Origin of the sequence: Bombilactobacillus mellifer, assembly GCF_000970795.1 — a bacterium.
Classification (GTDB): Bacteria; Bacillota; Bacilli; order Lactobacillales; family Lactobacillaceae; genus Bombilactobacillus; species Bombilactobacillus mellifer.
In genome coordinates this window covers 279,532-297,058 of record NZ_KQ034028.1, presented here as the reverse complement: position 1 = coordinate 297,058, position 17,527 = coordinate 279,532, and the positions used below count along the sequence as shown (strand labels likewise).

Genomic DNA, 17,527 nt, shown 5'->3' with positions numbered 1-17,527 from the left:
AAAAAATAAACCATAACATCACCTTATATTGTCCAATACTTCACATTTTTTCGGCTTTTTCAGCAAAGATGAACAATAAACTCTGCAATTAGTGCTATAATCTGTAATTAACCACTACCATATTGAATAATCGGAGTTTGGAATCATGATGAGAGAAAAAAGAATTGAAGCAATGGGGCAATACATTTTAAAAAAGCACACTGTTTCAATGAAGGAACTAGCCCAAACCTTCTCCATTTCCCAAAATACTTTACGGCGAGATTTAGGGATCTTATTAGAAGATGCGCGCTTTAAAAAAGTTTACGGCGGCGTTACGGTCAACGAAGAAAATACCTTAGTGGACTTTTCAGAACGCCATCAACGCACCATCACAGAGAAAAAACAAATTGGACAATGCGCCGCCCATTTAATTGTGCCCAATGATTTGATTTTTATTGATTCAGGAACGACCACCGCCGAAATGGCTCCTTATTTACCTCAGGATTTCCATTTTACTTTAATCACAAATAGCCTCCAGTTACTCAATGCAGCCGCCCGTTTACAGAATATTAATTTGATTATTGTCGGCAATCATTTTAATTATCGAACGCAGTCTTTTACGGGTACAGAAACTGATGCCTTATTTCAAAACTACAACATCAGTAAAGCCTTCATGTCCGCTACTGCCTTATCTATCAGCAATGGCGTCACCAATTCGGATTTGGAAGAATTTAAAATCAAATCTGCCGTCATGAATAAGGCCCAAGTTAATACACTGCAAAAAAATATTTTATTGCTGGATCATACCAAGTTTGGTAAAACTGCTCTGTTAACTTACGCGAAGGTGCAACAGTTTGATAGTATTATTTATACTAAGAAAATGCCTCAAAAATATCTCGATTTTTTCAAAGAGCACCAAGTCAATTTAATCCCTGCGCGCGCTTAATGAAGCGTGTCGCTACTTTACATTGTTTTGGAGAACACAAAAAAACTACTGCCTTGCTGGACAGTAGTTTTTTTCCACTTAAACTGGCTGAATAATCAGCCCCCAAGCAGACCGCCAAACTTACTCACAATTTAACCAAGAAATGATCATCACGCTTTTATCAATCTCACTTAGCATATCTCCAGATCAGTCAGTGAACACGCTGATCTGTATGAAAGAGTTGGAGCAAAAATATGGTGCGCTTAGTGCTGTTGTAAAAATTCAGCAGTTGTTTGTTCGGTCGCAAAACTAGCTAGTGCCGCCAAAAAAGCCGTGCTTACTTGATCCGCCGTTACGGTTTGGCCATTCATTTTTAAATCGGTCGTGGCGGTGGCATCAGTAATCAATAACGGATTCCACCCCAGTTCCCTAGCCGCACGAGTAGTCGAATCGACACACATATGCGTCATCATACCGCAAATTACTACCTGATCGACTGCTAATTGGTGTAAACGTTGCGTTAAATCAGTATGATAAAAACTATTAGGATATTGTTTCGTCACAATCGTCGAATCAGAATTCACCCGTAAATTAGCATGTAATTGCACTCCTGAAGTTTGCGCTTTAAAAAGGGGCGCATCTTGCCTATAATCAATGTGCTGAATGTAAATAATAGGTAATTGCTGTGCTAAAAAATAATCTTCCAATTGATTAATACAAGCCAAAGCAGCTTCCGGGTTCACTAAGGGCAGCTGCCCCTTGGCAAAATAATCATTTTGGACATCGATGACAATTAATCCTTGAGTCATGGCCGACAAGACCTCCTATCTCCAAAGTGTCTTTAGTATAAAGGAAAATTTTTTATTTCTATATAAGTTCCTGAAACCAAAGCAAACCAATTTTTTTCATCATGAAAGGACACATTATGGATCAAATCGATCGTACCATCATTCACTTACTGCAAAATAATAGTCGGCTGACGAATAAAGCCATTGGTCAACAAGTGCATTTAACCGGCCAGGCCGTGGGCCAGCGGATTAAAAATCTCGAAGAACACCAGATCATCCAACAATTTTCTATTAAAGTGGGAACCTTGCCGACACAATTTATTCGTCTATTTTTAAATAAAGTAACGCCTTCAACTACTATCACCAATATTGTGCGCCAATTTAGTGAGGTCGAGGCCTTTTATCAAGTGAGTGGTCAGGCTTGTTTTTTATTAATTACACATTTTTCGGACAGCCATTTAAGTACTTTTATTCAAAAAATTTCTCCGTGGGCTAATTATACGGTGGAAACAGTTATTGCCGACAAAAAATTATCCCCGCAGCAACATCCAGAGCGGCAGCTGTAATAATGCATCCGTTAGCTTCCACCAGCTATGGCCAGCGCACCAAAAAGCAGTGACTTGCTACATTTCCGCAAAGTCACTGTTGGAATTACCGGTTATTTTTGGGGATCTTTATTTAAATTTATTACACGGATAGGGCTTAGTTAGCTTGCTGCCAAAATGCGCGGGCCAGTTCTTGATAAAATTGACAGCCGCGTAAGTATTTCGCTACAGTGACAAATTCATCCACTTGATGATCGCTCACCCCATCGGCTGGCCCCACAATCACAATGGGCAAATCGGCCACATGATGATATTCGGAAGCATCCGTGGCACCCGTGCCTGCGACCATCGCTCCGGATAGATTAAATTTTTGTTGCAAGACTTGACTAGCTAACTGAGCCAAAGCGGTATGTTCTTGACTAGGTAACGGCGGCTCCGGATAGCTATAAGTTAAAGTCAAGTGGGCGCCTTGATCATTTAATTGCTGCACGATCGTTTCTAATTGTTGCATGACGGTGGCATTGGGATAGGCAGGAATGGTACGAATATTTCCCGTCAACCAGGCGTGCGCCGGCACAGAATTAATTTGCTCGCCACCTTGAATTTGACTAATAACATGGGTTAATCCACCTAAAGCAGGGTCTATTTGATCCGCTTTGGCTAAAACGCTTTGCGCCTGCTCGGCAAAAGATAATAACGGTAAAATCGCATTTTGCCCTAATTCTGGTCGTGATGAATGAACACTTTTACCTACTGACTCAACTTTATAATCAATAATTCCTTTATGGCTGATCCGAACAGTTAAATCAGTCGGTTCGCCAATCACCAATCCCTGTAAATCATTCGCATAACCGGCAGCGGTTAGTTGCGCCGCCCCATATTCACCAGTCTCTTCACCCACTGAGGCTAAAAGTCGCAGCCGACCGGGTAACGGCTGATCACTTTCTAATAAATCCAACATTGCCACTACCATGGCCGCCAGTCCGGACTTCATATCACTGGCTCCACGACCGTACAGTTTACCATCTTTGACAGTAGCTTGAAATGGAGGATAGGTCCAATCCGAGCTGGGCGTCGCCGCAACTACATCTTCATGACCCGAAAACCCTAACAATGGTCCTTGATCGCCAATGGTAACCACTAAGTTATCCCGCTCAGGGGCGTATTCCACTCGTTCAATTTGAGCCGGATAGTCGGCAAATAATTGTGTTAAATAATCAGCTACTAAGGCTTCACGCCCATTAACCGAAGGAATCGCGATTAAATCCGACAAAATCTTAATTGCTGCTGCTTGTTCCATTATAACCTCCTAGGCTTCCAAAATTTTGGCCAAAAACTCCTGGGCCCGCTGTGTCTGCGGATGAGCAAAAAATTCTTGTGGACTATTAGTTTCTTGAATATAGCCATCCGCCATAAACCAAATTTGATCCGCAACATTTTTCGCAAAGCCCATTTCATGGGTCACCACTACCATGGTCATCCCGTCAGTTGCTAAATCTTGCATAACTTTTAAAACTTCACCGACCATTTCCGGATCCAAGGCGGAAGTTGGTTCATCAAACAACATCACCTTGGGATTCATAGCTAACGCCCGCGCAATGGCTACCCGTTGTTGCTGCCCGCCGGATAGATTATCTGGGAAAGCCTCGGCTTTTTCCGCCAAACCAACTTGGGACAATAGTTTTTGAGCTAATTGGGTGGCCTGTTCTTCGGGCATGTCTTTGACCTTCATAGGGGCTAATTTTAAATTATCTAAAACACTTTTATGCGGGAATAAATTAAAACTTTGAAAGACCATCCCCATTTGTTGCCGTAATTGATCTAAATGCTGATCATCTAAGGCGGTCAATTCGTCCCCTTCAAAAAACACTTGGCCGGCGGTAGGTTTATCTAATAAATTTAAACACCGTAAAAAAGTACTTTTACCCGCCCCAGACGGACCAATTAAACAAATTACCTGACCATCGTAGACCGCTTCATTAATGTCTTTTAAAACTTCATTCTTACCAAAAGTTTTCTTCAAATGATTCACTGCAATGACAGGTTGTGTAGTTGCAGTTTGGGTTTGCGTATTATTCATGTGACATCTTCCCTTCAAAATGTTTCATTAACCGTGAAATTCCAAAAGTAATAATAAAGTATAAAATCATGGTAATAATTAATGGCATTACGCCCCGATAAGTATCTGATTGGACAATCCGCGATTGATAGATCAGATCTTTGACACCAATAACGGAAACAATGGAACTTTCCTTAATTAACGAAACAAATTCGTTACCTAAAGCTGGCCAAATATTTTTCATAGCTTGCGGTAAAATAATATATTTCATCGTCATAGTCCGCGACATTCCTAACGACCGCGAAGCTTCTGTTTGCCCGACCGGAATGGAATTAATTCCCGACCGGATGACTTCTGCTACATAGGCCGCTGAATTTAAAGAAACCGCAATAATTCCTGATAATAACGCTGGAATATTAACGACCAACCCTAAGCCAAAGTAAACAAATAATAACTGCACCATCAACGGGGTCCCCCGGACAAACTCGATATAACTCGTTGCGATAGCGGAAGCAATCTTATTATGGCTTAAACGCATAAGTGACAGAATAACCCCTAACAAGAAACCAAAGAAAACAGAAATTGCTGAAATAAAAATTGTATAGCCTAAACCAGCAGCAAAGAAATCTTTATAAGCCCACATAGAATTATTGGCTTTAGCTTTGGCTGCGGCTTTTTTATCTTTGGAACCCTTAAAACTGCCGCTCACCATATATTTACCTGCTTGTGGCAAATACTGTTTTTGAATTAAATTTTTAGCTTTAATTTCAGCAATCGACTGATTAGCGGAATTAACTAAGGCTTGAGAACCCTTTGGAAAGGCAATCGCTGTGCCCGGAACTTTCACTTTGAAATGGGCATCGACGGCAATTAACCCTTTGGTATTATTCGCATAAGCTTCAGCTGAAGCTTGATCTAAGACAACCGCTGCTACTTTATTCGTCTGTAAAGCTAAAATCAAATCCGTAATTTTATCCATACTCTTTAACTTGGATTTTGTCGCTTGTTCTTTCACTAAATTATATTGAATAGAACCGGTTTGTGCTCCCACGGCTTGTCCAGCTAAAGCCCGATAATTAGTGTATTTATCCTTATCAGCCTGATGGATGACTAAATCCATGCCCCCGTTGTAATAAATATCACTAAAATCAACACTTTTTGCTCTTTTGGCGGTTTTACTCATCCCCGCCATTACCATATCGACTTTACCCGTTTGTAAAGCAACTAATAAAGAATCAAAATCCATTGATTTAATTACTAATTTGACACCTATATCTTTAGCAATTTTTTGGGCGATGAATACATCCATCCCTACAATTTTAGATTTACCATGGGCAATAAATTCATAAGGGGGAAAATCGGGACTCGTTCCCATGACTAAAGTACCTTTATTTTTAATCTTTTGTAAAGATTGATCATTGGCTGCCGGTTGTTCATTATTCGCTGGTTGTTCATTGTTCGCTGCTTGCACCAATGTATTGCCGGTACTGCCAATTAATAAGATTGCCGCCAACATTAAGGTGAGCCACTGCCACAATTTTTTCATTTTCTTTTCTCCTTTGGTTGGTTGAATTTTGAGTGTGGACTGCGGGTATTAGCTTCGTCGCTTCATACGCTACCTCGGCTTTCATTAAAATCAAAAAAGGAGCCCTCACAAGAAGGCTCCCTTAACATAATTCAAAGAAAAAGCCTGCAAGTGAGTAAACCCCATGCAGACTTAGTTTAATCGGAGATGAAGTCAGCATGGATACGAACTGAATCCTCAGGTCGCATCCATTCAGAAGTGACCTGAGTCCTACTGGCTTCGCAGACGGATATTTAACTGAATTAAAGATAAACTAATCATCGTCTTTCTCCTTAACCATGTCTAATTAATTTCTAATTTTACGAGTCGGCTAATCATCTGTCAAGTTTTTTTCTTTATCCCAGGATATTTCCTTGCTCATAATATTAAAAAAAATTAACGATGATCATTGCATCTGGCGTTTGTCTTATTCTATAATGCGCAGTAAATAAACGTGGGAGGAATGATTATGACAAAAGAGAAAGTTGTGCTGGCTTATTCCGGCGGATTAGATACTTCTGTGGAAATTGCCTGGCTCAAAAATAAAGGCTACGATGTGATCGCTTGTTGTATTGATGTCGGTGAAGGCAAAGACTTGCAGGCTGTGCAACAAAAAGGGTTGGCCGTTGGCGCGGTAGATTCCCGAGTTGTGGATGCCAAAGAAGAATTCGCGCATGATTATTGTTTGCCGGCCTTGCAAAGTCATGCCTATTATGAAAATAAATACCCTTTAGTTTCAGCATTATCGCGGCCATTAATTGTGAAAACACTAGTGAAAATTGCCCGGGAAACTGGAGCCGCAGCGATTGCACACGGCTGTACCGGTAAAGGGAACGATCAAGTCCGCTTTGATGTGGGCATTCGGGCCTTAGCGCCTGATTTAAAAATTGAAGACCCGATTCGGGAAACGCATTGGTCTCGTGAAGAAGAAATCGACTATGCCAAAGCCAATAACATCCCTGTACCCATCAACAAACAGAGTCCCTATTCTATTGATGAAAACCTGTGGGGGCGGGCAAATGAATGTGGGATTTTGGAAGATCCATGGGTGAGTGCGCCAGCAGATGCCTATGATCGTACAGTGGCCATTGCTGATACACCGGATCAACCCGCAATTATTACTTTGACTTTTGAAGCGGGTGTCCCCGTGGCTTTGAACGGCGAAACTATGTCGTTGGCCACTTTAATTATGAAACTGGATCACCTTGCCGGACAACATGGCATTGGGCGGATTGATCACGTCGAAAACCGCTTAATTGGAATCAAATCACGGGAAATTTACGAATGTCCGGCTGCCACCGTTTTATTGGCCGCTCATAAAGATCTGGAAGATATTACCTTAGATAAAACTTTGGACCATTTTAAACCTGTAGTTGAAAAAGAAATTACCGAAAATATTTATAATGGCTTATGGTTTTCACCGTTAATGGACAGCCTGCTCGCCTTTATTAAGCAAAGTCAACAAGACGTGAATGGGACCGTCAGAGTGCAATTGTTCAAAGGTAACGTGATTTGTGAAGGACGGAAATCACCTAATTCTTTATACGACCATGATCTGGCGACTTATACTGCCGCTGATTCCTTCGATCAAGAAGCCGCAGCAGGTTTTATTGAACTATATGGTTTACCAAGCAAAGTTTATGCACAAGTCCATCAAAAATCAGCAGGATCCCAACATGACAACTAAAAAACTCTGGGGCGGGCGATTTACAGAAACCGGTTCCGCACAAACCGACACTTTCGGAGCTTCTATTGAATTTGATCAACTCATGGCAGCCGAAGATCTGGAAGGTTCCTTAGCCCACGTGGAAATGCTGCGCGACACTCACATCTTGACCCCCAAAGACGCTGAGCAAATTATTCAAGGCTTACACCATTTACAACAGCAGTTAGCGGCCGGTCAACTCCAATTTGATGTGGCTAATGAAGATATCCACATGAACATCGAAAGCTTACTTACCCAAGAAATTGGTCCCGTGGCCGGCAAACTTCACACCGCGCGCAGCCGTAATGATCAGGTCGCCACTGACTTTCATTTGTACTTAAAAAAACGTTTGCCGCAAGTAATTCAAGCAATCAAAAATCTCCAAACCGTGCTGGTCAACTTAGCTGAAGCCAATGTTGAAACCATTATGCCCGGCTATACCCATTTACAACATGCCCAACCCATTTCATATGGTCATTATTTGATGGCCTACTTTGACATGTTGCAGCGCGATATTGAACGCTTTCAATTTAATCAAAAACACACTAATTTGTCTCCGCTTGGAGCTGCAGCCTTAGCTGGCACTACTTTTCCCATTGATCGGCAACAAACTGCGCAACGCTTAGGCTTTACGTGTCCGTACTCCAACTCGATTGATGCCGTGTCCGATCGAGATTTTGCGCTCGAGTTTTTAAGTAATGCGGCCTTGCTGATGGTGCATTTATCACGTTTGTGTGAAGAAATTGTATTATGGACTACTTACGAATTTAATTACTTAGAATTGTCAGACGAGTATGCCACCGGCAGTTCTATCATGCCGCAAAAAAAGAATCCCGATTTTGCGGAATTAATTCGGGGCAAATCCGGCCGGGTCTTCGGTCATTTAATGGCTTTATTAACCGTAATGAAGGCCTTGCCGTTAGCCTATGATAAAGATTTACAAGAGGATAAAGAAGGCGTCTTTGATACGGTCAAAACAATTATTCCCTGTTTAACAGTTTTGGCGGGCATGTTGCAAACTGCCAAAATTAAGACGGCCAATATGGCGCAAGCCACCACGCGCGACTTTTCCAACGCCACGGAATTAGCCGATTATTTAGCAGTGAAAGGCATCCCCTTTAGACAAGCGCACGCGATTGTCGGGCAATTGGTCCTGGAAGGTCTTAAAACCGGGGTCACCTTGCAAGAAATTCCCTTAGCCAAATATCAGGCCCTTTTGCCGGATATCGGCGAAGATGTCTACCAAGATTTGCAAGCTAAAACTGCTGTCCAACGGCGCCAATCTTTCGGTGGAACAAGCTTTCAACAAGTTAAACAACAAATTGCGAGGGCCCGTCAGTTGTTAAACGCTGACTAAAAATTTTTACGGAACGCTAGTGGGACACAAAGTTGCACCTTGATTAGGCAAGCACCAGCTAATGCGCTCCTTGTGGGAAGAAAAGGGATTCGTCGGTTGAAGACTTTAGAAACTTGGACTTATCCTCTTCCTAGCCTTCCAGGGTTGAAACTCAAGCAATTTCGAATACTTGAACTATTACAAAAAAGCTGAATCACGCAAAGGATTCAGCTTTTTTTGAACCATCTAATAGGTGTTTATTTTGTTAATACAGTTTTTCATCAATAAGTAATTACACTACTCTTTTAGGTCAGTGTGATTTTCAAACTGCTTTGCAATTATTGAGCAATATCCAATGCAATCTAAATCCAGCTCTTTTCAGGCCAAGATATCTCCGCAATAGATCCAAAAGCATCGATAAATCAGTGTCCCGTTAGCTGTTGAAAATCTGCTTAGAGAAATTGACTCACTTGTAGTTAGTCGGTTGAAATTTAACTAAGGTTGCAACAAGACCTTACCGATATTTTTACCATTTTCCAAATAGTCATGGGCTGCTTGCCCAGCACTTAAAGCAAAAACTTGTGGTTCACTGAGCTGAATTTGATTATGCCGCAAATAGCTAAATAACCGATCACTCCGGCGTTTTCTCTCTGCAAAGCTCGTTAAATAATCCCAGAGATCACCTGTTAAAATACTTTTAGATTCCGCCAGCAGCTGCACTAAGTCGATTTGCGGTGGATTACCTCCCGCCATACCAAAGAACACGACCTGTCCGCGATGCCGCAAGAGTTGCAAGCTTTTGTCTAAATGGACGCCTACCCCATCATACACTGTCTGAAACTGGCCCTTTTGCTCAGGCAACCAGGAAAATTCTCTACTAGCAAACACCCCTTGTGCCCCGTTTTGGAGTGCAACCGCCCGTTTGGCTGCCGTAGAAGCGGAACCAAAAACCTGTAAGCCATCCGCTACTAAAATTTGTGCCAGCAATTGGCCCACGCCACCACTGATACCAGTGATAAAAACTTTGGCGCCAGCTTGATCATTCCCTAAATCATGCGCTAAAAAATCAGCTGTTAAGCCTTGCAAACCAATTGTAGCTGCCAATTTTGGCGAAGTATCTGCTGGTAAAATAATTACTTTGGTGCTCAGCACGGCCACATACTCGGCATTAGCCAACGGGACATCCACATATAAAACTTTTTGTCCTACCAGCGACGGAACTGACTTCCTTACCAACTTGAACAATTTTTCCCGCCCCTTCGTAGCCATCAATGTAAGGATGATGTTCTTGAATTCGATAGGTCCCGCGGCGCCGATAAATATCCGCAAAATTGAGACCAATGTAGTCATTTTTAACTAAGGCTTCATTAGATTGCAGTGACGGTAAAGGCACCTCACTATATTGAAGGACCGCACTAGAACCAAATTCAGTAAAATATAAAGCCTGCATAAACTGACAGCTCCCCTTCTCTTATTCAAATAATAAATTACTGACCTCTACAATTATAGACCTGAAATAATAAACTGAGTATGACCATAGAGATAGCTATTATGGTTACTTTATAAACACACAGTTTAAATACTCCGTCACGGTTACGCTGAGTAACAGGAGATTTGCTCTTACTCTCGTCAACTTCAAAGCGACTTAATGATGAGAAAACAAAACGCTAGTGGGACACAAATTTGGCTCATACAAAAATTAGAATTTGGTGACTAGCACTTCGCACGCTGGAAGCTGTATCTCACTTCTTCGTAAAGTTGCTCCCCAGAAAATCTATAGCCATATAAAAAAATCGTTTTATTAATTTAAAACGATTTTTTCATTTTTTTTTAGAATCACCAACAAAGACCATGAAAATCTGATTGCAAGGATGACAAATACTGTCCTAGGAATAATGGTCCTAGCACCATTAACCCAAACATTTGAATTTACATGGGTACTACTTTTACCGGATTGCCTAATTTTTGAATTACGTCCAATAGATCTAGGGGCTTTAACCAAATAGTAGCAGTATTATCGTTGGGATGGATGGCAATGCGGGGTTGGTCTTGAAAATAAGAATCCAAATAAAAAGGGATTTCATGTGAAGCATCATTTAATAATCCCAACGGCGTCACGGACCCCGGACTAAGTCCTAATTTGGCTTGCAAATCTGCAGGTGAGGCCAAGGTTAACCTGCGGGTACCATTGGCTTGTTGAAACTGCTTCAAATTAACCCGCTTCGTTCCCTGAATAGTGAGCAGATAATAATTTCTTTTCTTATCATCTCTTATAAATAAATTTTTAGCATCCGCTTCCGGATGGGGTAATGAAATTTGAGCCAATTCGGCCATATTGAACACAGCCGGATGCCCCACTAATTCATAGGCGATACCTAGTTGATCGAGATAATGTAAAGTTTCTGTTTTGTCCATTGGTTGATATTCCCTTTAACCTCAGTTCTTACAATTAATCATAATGAAGAAGAACCTTATTTCCAATATCGGCGCAAAGCTTGAGCCGTCAAAGTCTGTCCCTGATTATATAATTCTCGTGGTCGACAGGAAAACAAAATTTTGCCCCCGTGCGCACCCGCATATGGTCCCAGATCAACGATCCAATCGGCTTGACCCATCAGTCGCAGATTATGCTCAATCACTATAATTGTCAATGGATATTTTTGAATAAGCTTGTGCAACAAAGTAATTAGCTTTTGCACATTATATTCATGTAGACCACTCGTGGGCTCATCTAAAACTAAAATATCACTTGTCTGTTTTAAGAGGAAGTGGGCCAATTTTAAGCGCTGTAACTCTCCTCCTGAAAAAGTATCTAAAGCTTGATTCAACTTAATATATCCCAAACCCACCTATTGTAAAATCCGCATTGCTGATTGCAAAATGGGAAACTTTTCGGCAAAAGACTGCGGATTCAAATCCATCGCTTCCGCAATATTCATCCCTTGAACTCGCAATTTTAACACTGTGGGTGCATAACGTTGACCATGACAAGCTTCACAAATACTAACTGAATTGCCTATATAAGCCAGGTCTAATTTCAACACTCCTTTGCCCTTACAAATAGGACAAGCTCCTTGACTATTGAAAGAAAATAATCCTAAAGCCCGATGAGTATGCTGAGCAAAATATTGCCGCAAAGAATCAAAAATATTTAAATAGGTTAAAACATTGGAACGGTTACTCCCAGATATCAAATGCTGATTCACAACTGCGGTTTGCGGATATTGACTTTGAAAGGCCGATATCAAACTGCTTTTACCTGAGCCGGCAACTCCTGTAATAGCAGTTAAACTCCGTTGTGGAATTTTTACCTGAACATGCTGTAAATTATTTTGGGTCACATTATTAATTTGGTAAAAGTTAGTAATGGGCCGATAAGTAGACTTCAAGTCGCCTAAATGACACAAACTAGTTCCGGTTAACGTTGCACTTTTCTTTAAGTCTGCATAACTACCACTAAAAGTTATATAGCCCCCTTGAGTTCCCGCTGGTTCGCCAAGATTGATAACGTGATCGGCGAGGGCTATGATTTGCGGATCATGATCATCAATTAAGACCATATTTCCTTGAGCCTTTAACCGTTGAAAAATCTTAATAACTTTCAACAGATCATAAGCATGAAGACCGACACTAGGCTCATCAAAGATATAAAGCAAATCAGTTAAGCCACTATTCAAATAATTAACTAACTTTACTCTTTGAGCTTCACCTCCCGACAAAGAGGCCGTCGTACGATCTAAGCTTAAATAACCTAGGCCCGCCGTAATCAAATTATTCAATTTGTTGGTTAATTCTTCAATAATCGGCTGCACCGATGAAGTATTGATCGCACACAGCCATTGCCGCAAATCAACCAAACTCATCGCACTACAATCAGCGATATTTTGATTATTAATCAAAGCTTCCAATGCTTGAGGCTTTAATCTTTGGCCATGACAAACAGGACAAACATTGATTTTTACAATCTGTTGTAATTCTTGTTGATACTTTGCTTGACTTTTATTGAGAAAGGTTTGCTGTATTCGCGAAATAAGGCCCAAATAAAAAGCACTTTTATGCCAGTTGGCTGTAGGCTGAGGAGGAGTTTGTCGTTTTCCATATAACAATAATTTCAGTTTGGGCGAGGGCCACTTTTTTAAAGCTAAGTTATTATCAAAAAAACCTGATTCCGTATACCGTGAAAGCCGCCAACCACCCGGTTGAAACGTAGGAAATTCAATGGCGCCTTCATTCAAAGATTTATCAAAATTTAACAACTTATTTGGATCAATGGCTCGAATTTGCCCTAATCCTTCACAGTTAGGACACATCCCCGCCGGGTTATTAAAAGAATAATTCATCGAATAACCAATAAATGGCTGAGCTATTCGGGAAAATAATAACCGTAAAGCTGAATAAATATCTGTATAGGTCCCCAAGGTAGAGCGACGATTATTACTGATTCCTTTTTGATCAACCACCAGGGTAAAAGGCAGATTTTTAATTCTAGTTACATCCGGTTCCGGAAATTGCGACAACAATTGCTGGACATAGGCACTATAAGTCTTATTCACTTGCCGTTGTGAAGCGGCAGCGATTGTTCCCAAAGCCAGTGACGATTTGCCTGCGCCGGAAACTCCCGTAATTACGGTAATCTTTCTTTTAGGGATTACCACTGAAATATTTTGGAGATTATTGGTCCGAGCCCCTTGGACAATAATATTTTCATTGGTCATCGGCAATCCGCTCTTTTCTCAACAGATCAATTAGTTTGTTTGCCTGGACCATAAATTGTTGTTGTTCTTCTTTCGACCAAACTTTGCATGCTTTGTCATATAATTCGCGATGTTTCATAGCAATATCAGACAGAAATTGTTGCCCCTTTGGCGTAAGGGCAGTGGTAATTTCACGTCGATCATTGGCATCTGGCGTTTGGGTTATATAATCTAATTCACGCAATTTTTTGAGGTTCTTCGACAGTTTGACCTGCGTAATACCCAATTGCCGGCTCATAACAGTTGGCCGACTGGCCTGCGGTTGTAAAATACTTAAAATATCATATTGTAGCCAGCTGATTTGTTCCGGATTAACTAAATTTCTTTCTGCCACTAATTCACACTGCAGATTCATTAAAGTATTATATAAATCTTGCGCCATTTTAATTTCCTTTCGGTAATATTTTCCATATGGAAAATATTAACTTGCTACTTAGGAAATGTCAATCTTCAATTGAAAAGAGTAAAGCAAAGTTGCACTCAAAAAACCGCCAAAATTAAATATCTCAAAATCGCAGATAATAATTTTGTCGGTTGTTATAATTCAAAACTCTGATTATGTAATAAACTAGGTTAATACTACATAAAATCAATAGCAGTTATATATTTAGTTCATCATTTTTTGTTTGCAAACATAATACCTTCCGTAAACTCTGGACAATAAAAATGTTAATTAATATTAATTCAAGAATAATTTAATATTTTTTTTAAGGACAAAAATTTAGTCAGCCGTCGCCATCAATTCAGCTTGTTGAACAACAGTATCAACGGCTGCTGGGGCAATATCAGGTGGATAACCATATTTTCTTAACAAATGTTTGACTGCAACCCTCATTTTGGCCTGGATATTTCTACGTTTTTCCCAATCCACACCAGCTTCTTGTTTCACTAGTTTAACAAGTTCTTGAGCAATTAAGTGTAATTTCTTTTCTCCCAAAACTTCTACTGCTTTTTCATGGTCAGCTAAAGCATCATAAAATGCAATTTCTTCTTGACTCAGGCCCAGATCTTTTCCTCTTTCTTGCTGGGAATTAATTTCTTTCGCCATTTCAATAAGTTTTCGTATTACGCATTCACTGGTAATTCCGCGCTTATTGTATTCATCAATAGCTTTTTGAAGCATTTCTTGAAATCTTGCCGACATAACCTTATTAGTTTTCATCATGGCTTTTACTTTACCTTTAAGTAACTTTTCTAATAAGCTTATCGCGATATCTTTTTCAGGCATACTTTTGACTTTTTCCAAAAATTCATCCGAAATAAGATCAATGCTTTGCCTTTCTATACCTAATTCACTATAAATATCTACATTTGGTTCAGAGATAATTGATTGATCCAGTAACTGCTGCATTTGGTATTTAATATCTTGTGGATCAGCAAAATCTGTTGGTGTAGCTGGCGATTTGATTTTCATAATAAAAACTTTTACAGTTTTAAAAAAGGCTATTTCTTTACTATATGCTTGTGCCTGAGGCTGTGTTGAAGTTAAAGCATAGGCTTTTTCTAACTCTGTAACTATATCTAAAAACTTTTTTTGACGTGCTTCATTCTCATGCAAAATTTCATTTGCAACCCTTTGGGTAACCTTGAGGCGCACTGCCCCATCCTGAGAATTAAAATCAGAATAGTCAATTCCATAGAGAAAATCATTGGTAATAATATCATACTTTTCTTTTAACACGGCAAGTGCCTTATCCATATTGATTCCAACTTGCCCTCGATCGTTAGTAGAATAAACTTTTAAAGCATTTTTTAGATTTTCGGCAATACCAATATAATCAACAATCAAACCGTTGTCTTTATCTTTAAATACACGATTAACACGGGCGATTGCTTGAATTAAATTATGACCCTTCATTGGTTTATCGATGTACATCGTGTTCAGTGAAGGCACATCAAAACCCGTCAGCCACATATCCACGACGATAACTATTTGCAATTCATCGTGAACGTCTTTCATTCGCTGCTGCAAGATTCTTCTTTCGGATTTATTGGTTTGAAACCTAGACATCTCTGACCCATCAGCAGCTGATGATGTCATTACTACTTTAATTTTGCCCTTTTTTAAGTCTTGACTGTCCCATTCTGGACGTAATTTTACTATTTCGTCATACAATCTAACCGCGTTACGCCGTGACATTTCAACAATCATCGACTTGCCAAAAGTTTCTTTTTGACGAGTTTCAAAATGATTCACAAAATGTTTTGCGATACTTTCTAAGCGTGGTTGGGCGCCTGCTAAAGCTTCTAAGCGTGAAAATTCCCGATTACGGCGCACATTATCTTCATTTGTTGGATCATCATCTAAATTAGCTTGATGTATGAGTTTTTGGTATTTTTCGTTGGCATCACTTTTTAACTTTAATGGAAACACATGACTTTCATAATAGATCTTCACAGTCGCATGGTCATTAACCGCTTGCGTAATGTCATAAACATCAATGTAATTTCCAAAGACCGCTACTGTTGATTTATCAGCAGTGGACAAAGGCGTGCCAGTAAAGCCGATAAACGAAGCGTTAGGTAGTGCATCTCTTAAATATTCCGCAAAGCCATATCGCAAACCATTACTAGTGTACTTAGGTTTTAAACCATATTGGCTTCGATGTGCTTCATCAGCAATAACAATAATATCGCTTCTAGCTGATAAAACTGGCATTTTGGTTTCACCATTTTTAAAATCAGGGAAGAATTTTTGAATAGTTGAGAAAACTATTCCCCCGGCTTGCTTTTTTAGCGTGGAACGGAGTTCATTACTCGATTCCACCTGTACTGGATTTTGACGCAAAAATTCATGGGCTGCAGCAAAAGTATCAAAAAGTTGATCATCAAGATCATTACGATCATTGATAACTAAAAAAGTAGGATTATTCAACTTTCGCGCCGCAATACTAGTAAAAAAGACCATCGATAAGCTCTTACCCGAGCCAGTGGTATGCCAAACCACACCGATTCTCTTATCATCAGGACTCTTGATAGCTTTATTAGCAGCTTTAATTGCTTTATTTACCATATAGTATTGGTGATAGGCTGCAAGAATTTTGATTGTTTTGTCGCCGTCTGTTTCAAAAATTATGAAGTTTTCAATGATATTAAGTAAGTCCTTGGGTTGGAGCATAAACTTTATCATTGTTACTAATTCCAGATCCTCTTCAGATTCACTATTCTGAGGAGCTCTCCAGCGCATAAAACGATCAAATCCAGCAGTTAACGAGCCAGCTCTGGCATTAAGTCCATCAGAAGTAACCAAAATCTCATTATATTTCATATAGTCGGAAATATCAGATTTATAGGTTTGTAATTGTTGGTAACCACTTTCTATACCAACATTTATATTTCCTGCATCCTTAAATTCAAAGGTAACTACAGGAATACCATTAAGAAACAGCGTTGCATCAGGTCGGCGTTCTCTTTTACCTTTACAGGTAAATTGATTTGTCGCTATGAATTCATTAGCTTCAGATTTAGCAAAATCTATTGGATATAGTGTATCAGTATGATTTTCTCCATTAACCGTTGTTCTTACTTGTATACCTTCAATTAATAACTTATGAAAGTAATGGTTATTTATCATCATATCCGGATTATCAGCTAAACGAATTATTTGGCGCAATGCGTCTTTGTAGATTTCTTCTTGATAACCGGGATTAATTCTTCTCAAAGCTTGGTTCAAGTTATCGAATAATATCGCCGCAGTATGGTCATTGCTGCGTGCAGCATCAATTTCTGGACTGGGCCCCCTTGAACCAGGGCTTTTAAACACCTTATATCCTACAGTTCCTAAGGTATTTAAAGCTAAATCTTCAACATCTGACTCTAAAAGGTACCCTTTGGACATAATACATTCACTCCCTTCTGTGCGAATACTGGTT

The 17,527-nt window shown here is 39.9% G+C and carries 13 protein-coding genes and 1 pseudogene; 4 read left to right on the top strand and 10 right to left on the bottom strand.

The window, feature by feature from the left end; translation table 11 throughout:
• Positions 1-145: 145 nt before the first annotated feature.
• Complete coding sequence (locus JG30_RS01360) at positions 146-925, top strand: DeoR/GlpR family DNA-binding transcription regulator (RefSeq protein ID WP_052725157.1); 780 nt, start codon at positions 146-148, stop codon at positions 923-925.
• Between the two features lie 242 nt (positions 926-1,167).
• Here the strand turns inward: JG30_RS01360 and JG30_RS01355 are convergent, their stop codons facing one another.
• On the bottom strand, positions 1,168-1,713 hold the full coding sequence (locus tag JG30_RS01355; RefSeq protein ID WP_046315536.1) for a cysteine hydrolase family protein: 546 nt from the start codon (positions 1,711-1,713) through the stop codon (positions 1,168-1,170).
• A 116-nt stretch (positions 1,714-1,829) separates the two neighbouring features.
• Between JG30_RS01355 and JG30_RS01350 the strand changes: the two genes are divergently transcribed.
• Entirely contained in the window at positions 1,830-2,258 is a 429-nt protein-coding gene (locus JG30_RS01350; protein ID WP_245626281.1) for an Lrp/AsnC family transcriptional regulator, read from the top strand.
• A gap of 136 nt (positions 2,259-2,394) precedes the next feature.
• Here JG30_RS01350 and JG30_RS01345 read toward each other — a convergent pair whose 3' ends face one another.
• The 3 genes from JG30_RS01345 to JG30_RS01335 are packed head-to-tail and all read right to left on the bottom strand — an operon-like array spanning position 2,395 to position 5,842.
• The gene (locus JG30_RS01345; protein WP_046315533.1) at positions 2,395-3,537 is read right to left on the bottom strand and encodes an ArgE/DapE family deacylase; all 1,143 of its coding nucleotides are present in this window, start codon (positions 3,535-3,537) and stop codon (positions 2,395-2,397) included.
• Positions 3,538-3,546: 9 nt separating this feature from the next.
• Positions 3,547-4,317 carry an amino acid ABC transporter ATP-binding protein gene (locus JG30_RS01340; protein ID WP_046315531.1) on the bottom strand — a complete coding sequence of 257 codons (771 nt, stop codon included), beginning with the start codon at positions 4,315-4,317 and terminating at the stop codon, positions 3,547-3,549.
• Positions 4,310-5,842 (bottom strand): ABC transporter substrate-binding protein/permease, encoded by a 1,533-nt coding sequence (locus JG30_RS01335; RefSeq protein WP_046315529.1) that lies wholly within the window; start codon positions 5,840-5,842, stop codon positions 4,310-4,312. Before JG30_RS01335 ends, JG30_RS01340 begins: the two co-directional genes overlap by 8 nt.
• A gap of 487 nt (positions 5,843-6,329) precedes the next feature.
• Here JG30_RS01335 and JG30_RS01330 point away from each other — a divergent pair, with 487 nt between their 5' ends.
• Complete coding sequence (locus JG30_RS01330) at positions 6,330-7,547, top strand: argininosuccinate synthase (protein WP_179854008.1); 1,218 nt, start codon at positions 6,330-6,332, stop codon at positions 7,545-7,547.
• The gene (gene argH / locus JG30_RS01325; protein ID WP_046315524.1) at positions 7,537-8,922 is read left to right on the top strand and encodes an argininosuccinate lyase; all 1,386 of its coding nucleotides are present in this window, start codon (positions 7,537-7,539) and stop codon (positions 8,920-8,922) included. Before JG30_RS01330 ends, argH begins: the two co-directional genes overlap by 11 nt.
• A 474-nt stretch (positions 8,923-9,396) precedes the next feature.
• Here the strand turns inward: argH and JG30_RS01320 are convergent.
• The 6 genes and pseudogenes from JG30_RS01320 to JG30_RS01300 all read right to left on the bottom strand — a co-directional run bounded on the left by JG30_RS01320 (position 9,397) and on the right by JG30_RS01300 (position 17,493).
• Positions 9,397-10,351: pseudogene (locus JG30_RS01320) on the bottom strand (zinc-binding dehydrogenase).
• 479 nt (positions 10,352-10,830) lie between these two features.
• Positions 10,831-11,316: a prolyl-tRNA synthetase associated domain-containing protein gene (locus JG30_RS01315; protein ID WP_046315522.1), complete on the bottom strand. Its 486-nt coding sequence runs from the start codon at positions 11,314-11,316 to the stop codon at positions 10,831-10,833.
• Positions 11,317-11,372: 56 nt separating this feature from the next.
• Positions 11,373-11,729 (bottom strand): ATP-binding cassette domain-containing protein, encoded by a 357-nt coding sequence (locus JG30_RS09195; protein WP_245626280.1) that lies wholly within the window; start codon positions 11,727-11,729, stop codon positions 11,373-11,375.
• Positions 11,730-11,750: 21 nt separating this feature from the next.
• Positions 11,751-13,616: an excinuclease ABC subunit UvrA gene (locus tag JG30_RS01310; RefSeq protein WP_052725155.1), complete on the bottom strand. Its 1,866-nt coding sequence runs from the start codon at positions 13,614-13,616 to the stop codon at positions 11,751-11,753.
• A complete protein-coding gene (locus JG30_RS01305) occupies positions 13,606-14,037 on the bottom strand; it encodes a MarR family winged helix-turn-helix transcriptional regulator (protein ID WP_046315520.1) in 432 nt (143 codons plus the stop codon). The genes JG30_RS01310 and JG30_RS01305 overlap by 11 nt, the downstream gene beginning before the upstream one ends.
• Positions 14,038-14,376: 339 nt before the next feature.
• Positions 14,377-17,493 carry a type I restriction endonuclease subunit R gene (locus tag JG30_RS01300; protein WP_046315518.1) on the bottom strand — a complete coding sequence of 1,039 codons (3,117 nt, stop codon included), beginning with the start codon at positions 17,491-17,493 and terminating at the stop codon, positions 14,377-14,379.
• Positions 17,494-17,527 lie beyond the last annotated feature (34 nt).

Excerpts from the sequence above, each read along its gene's own strand:
- JG30_RS01345 (WP_046315533.1), bottom strand. The coding sequence starts at position 3,537 with ATGGAACAAGCAGCAGCAATTAAGATTTTGTCGGATTTAATCGCGATT.
- JG30_RS01315 (WP_046315522.1), bottom strand. The coding sequence starts at position 11,316 with ATGGACAAAACAGAAACTTTACATTATCTCGATCAACTAGGTATCGCC.
- JG30_RS01350 (WP_245626281.1), top strand. The coding sequence starts at position 1,830 with ATGGATCAAATCGATCGTACCATCATTCACTTACTGCAAAATAATAGT.
- JG30_RS01300 (WP_046315518.1), bottom strand. The coding sequence starts at position 17,493 with ATGTCCAAAGGGTACCTTTTAGAGTCAGATGTTGAAGATTTAGCTTTA.
- JG30_RS01340 (WP_046315531.1), bottom strand. The coding sequence starts at position 4,317 with ATGAATAATACGCAAACCCAAACTGCAACTACACAACCTGTCATTGCA.
- JG30_RS01360 (WP_052725157.1), top strand. The coding sequence starts at position 146 with ATGATGAGAGAAAAAAGAATTGAAGCAATGGGGCAATACATTTTAAAA.
- JG30_RS01310 (WP_052725155.1), bottom strand. The coding sequence starts at position 13,616 with ATGACCAATGAAAATATTATTGTCCAAGGGGCTCGGACCAATAATCTC.
- argH (WP_046315524.1), top strand. The coding sequence starts at position 7,537 with ATGACAACTAAAAAACTCTGGGGCGGGCGATTTACAGAAACCGGTTCC.
- JG30_RS01355 (WP_046315536.1), bottom strand. The coding sequence starts at position 1,713 with ATGACTCAAGGATTAATTGTCATCGATGTCCAAAATGATTATTTTGCC.
- JG30_RS01305 (WP_046315520.1), bottom strand. The coding sequence starts at position 14,037 with ATGGCGCAAGATTTATATAATACTTTAATGAATCTGCAGTGTGAATTA.
- JG30_RS01335 (WP_046315529.1), bottom strand. The coding sequence starts at position 5,842 with ATGAAAAAATTGTGGCAGTGGCTCACCTTAATGTTGGCGGCAATCTTA.
- JG30_RS01330 (WP_179854008.1), top strand. The coding sequence starts at position 6,330 with ATGACAAAAGAGAAAGTTGTGCTGGCTTATTCCGGCGGATTAGATACT.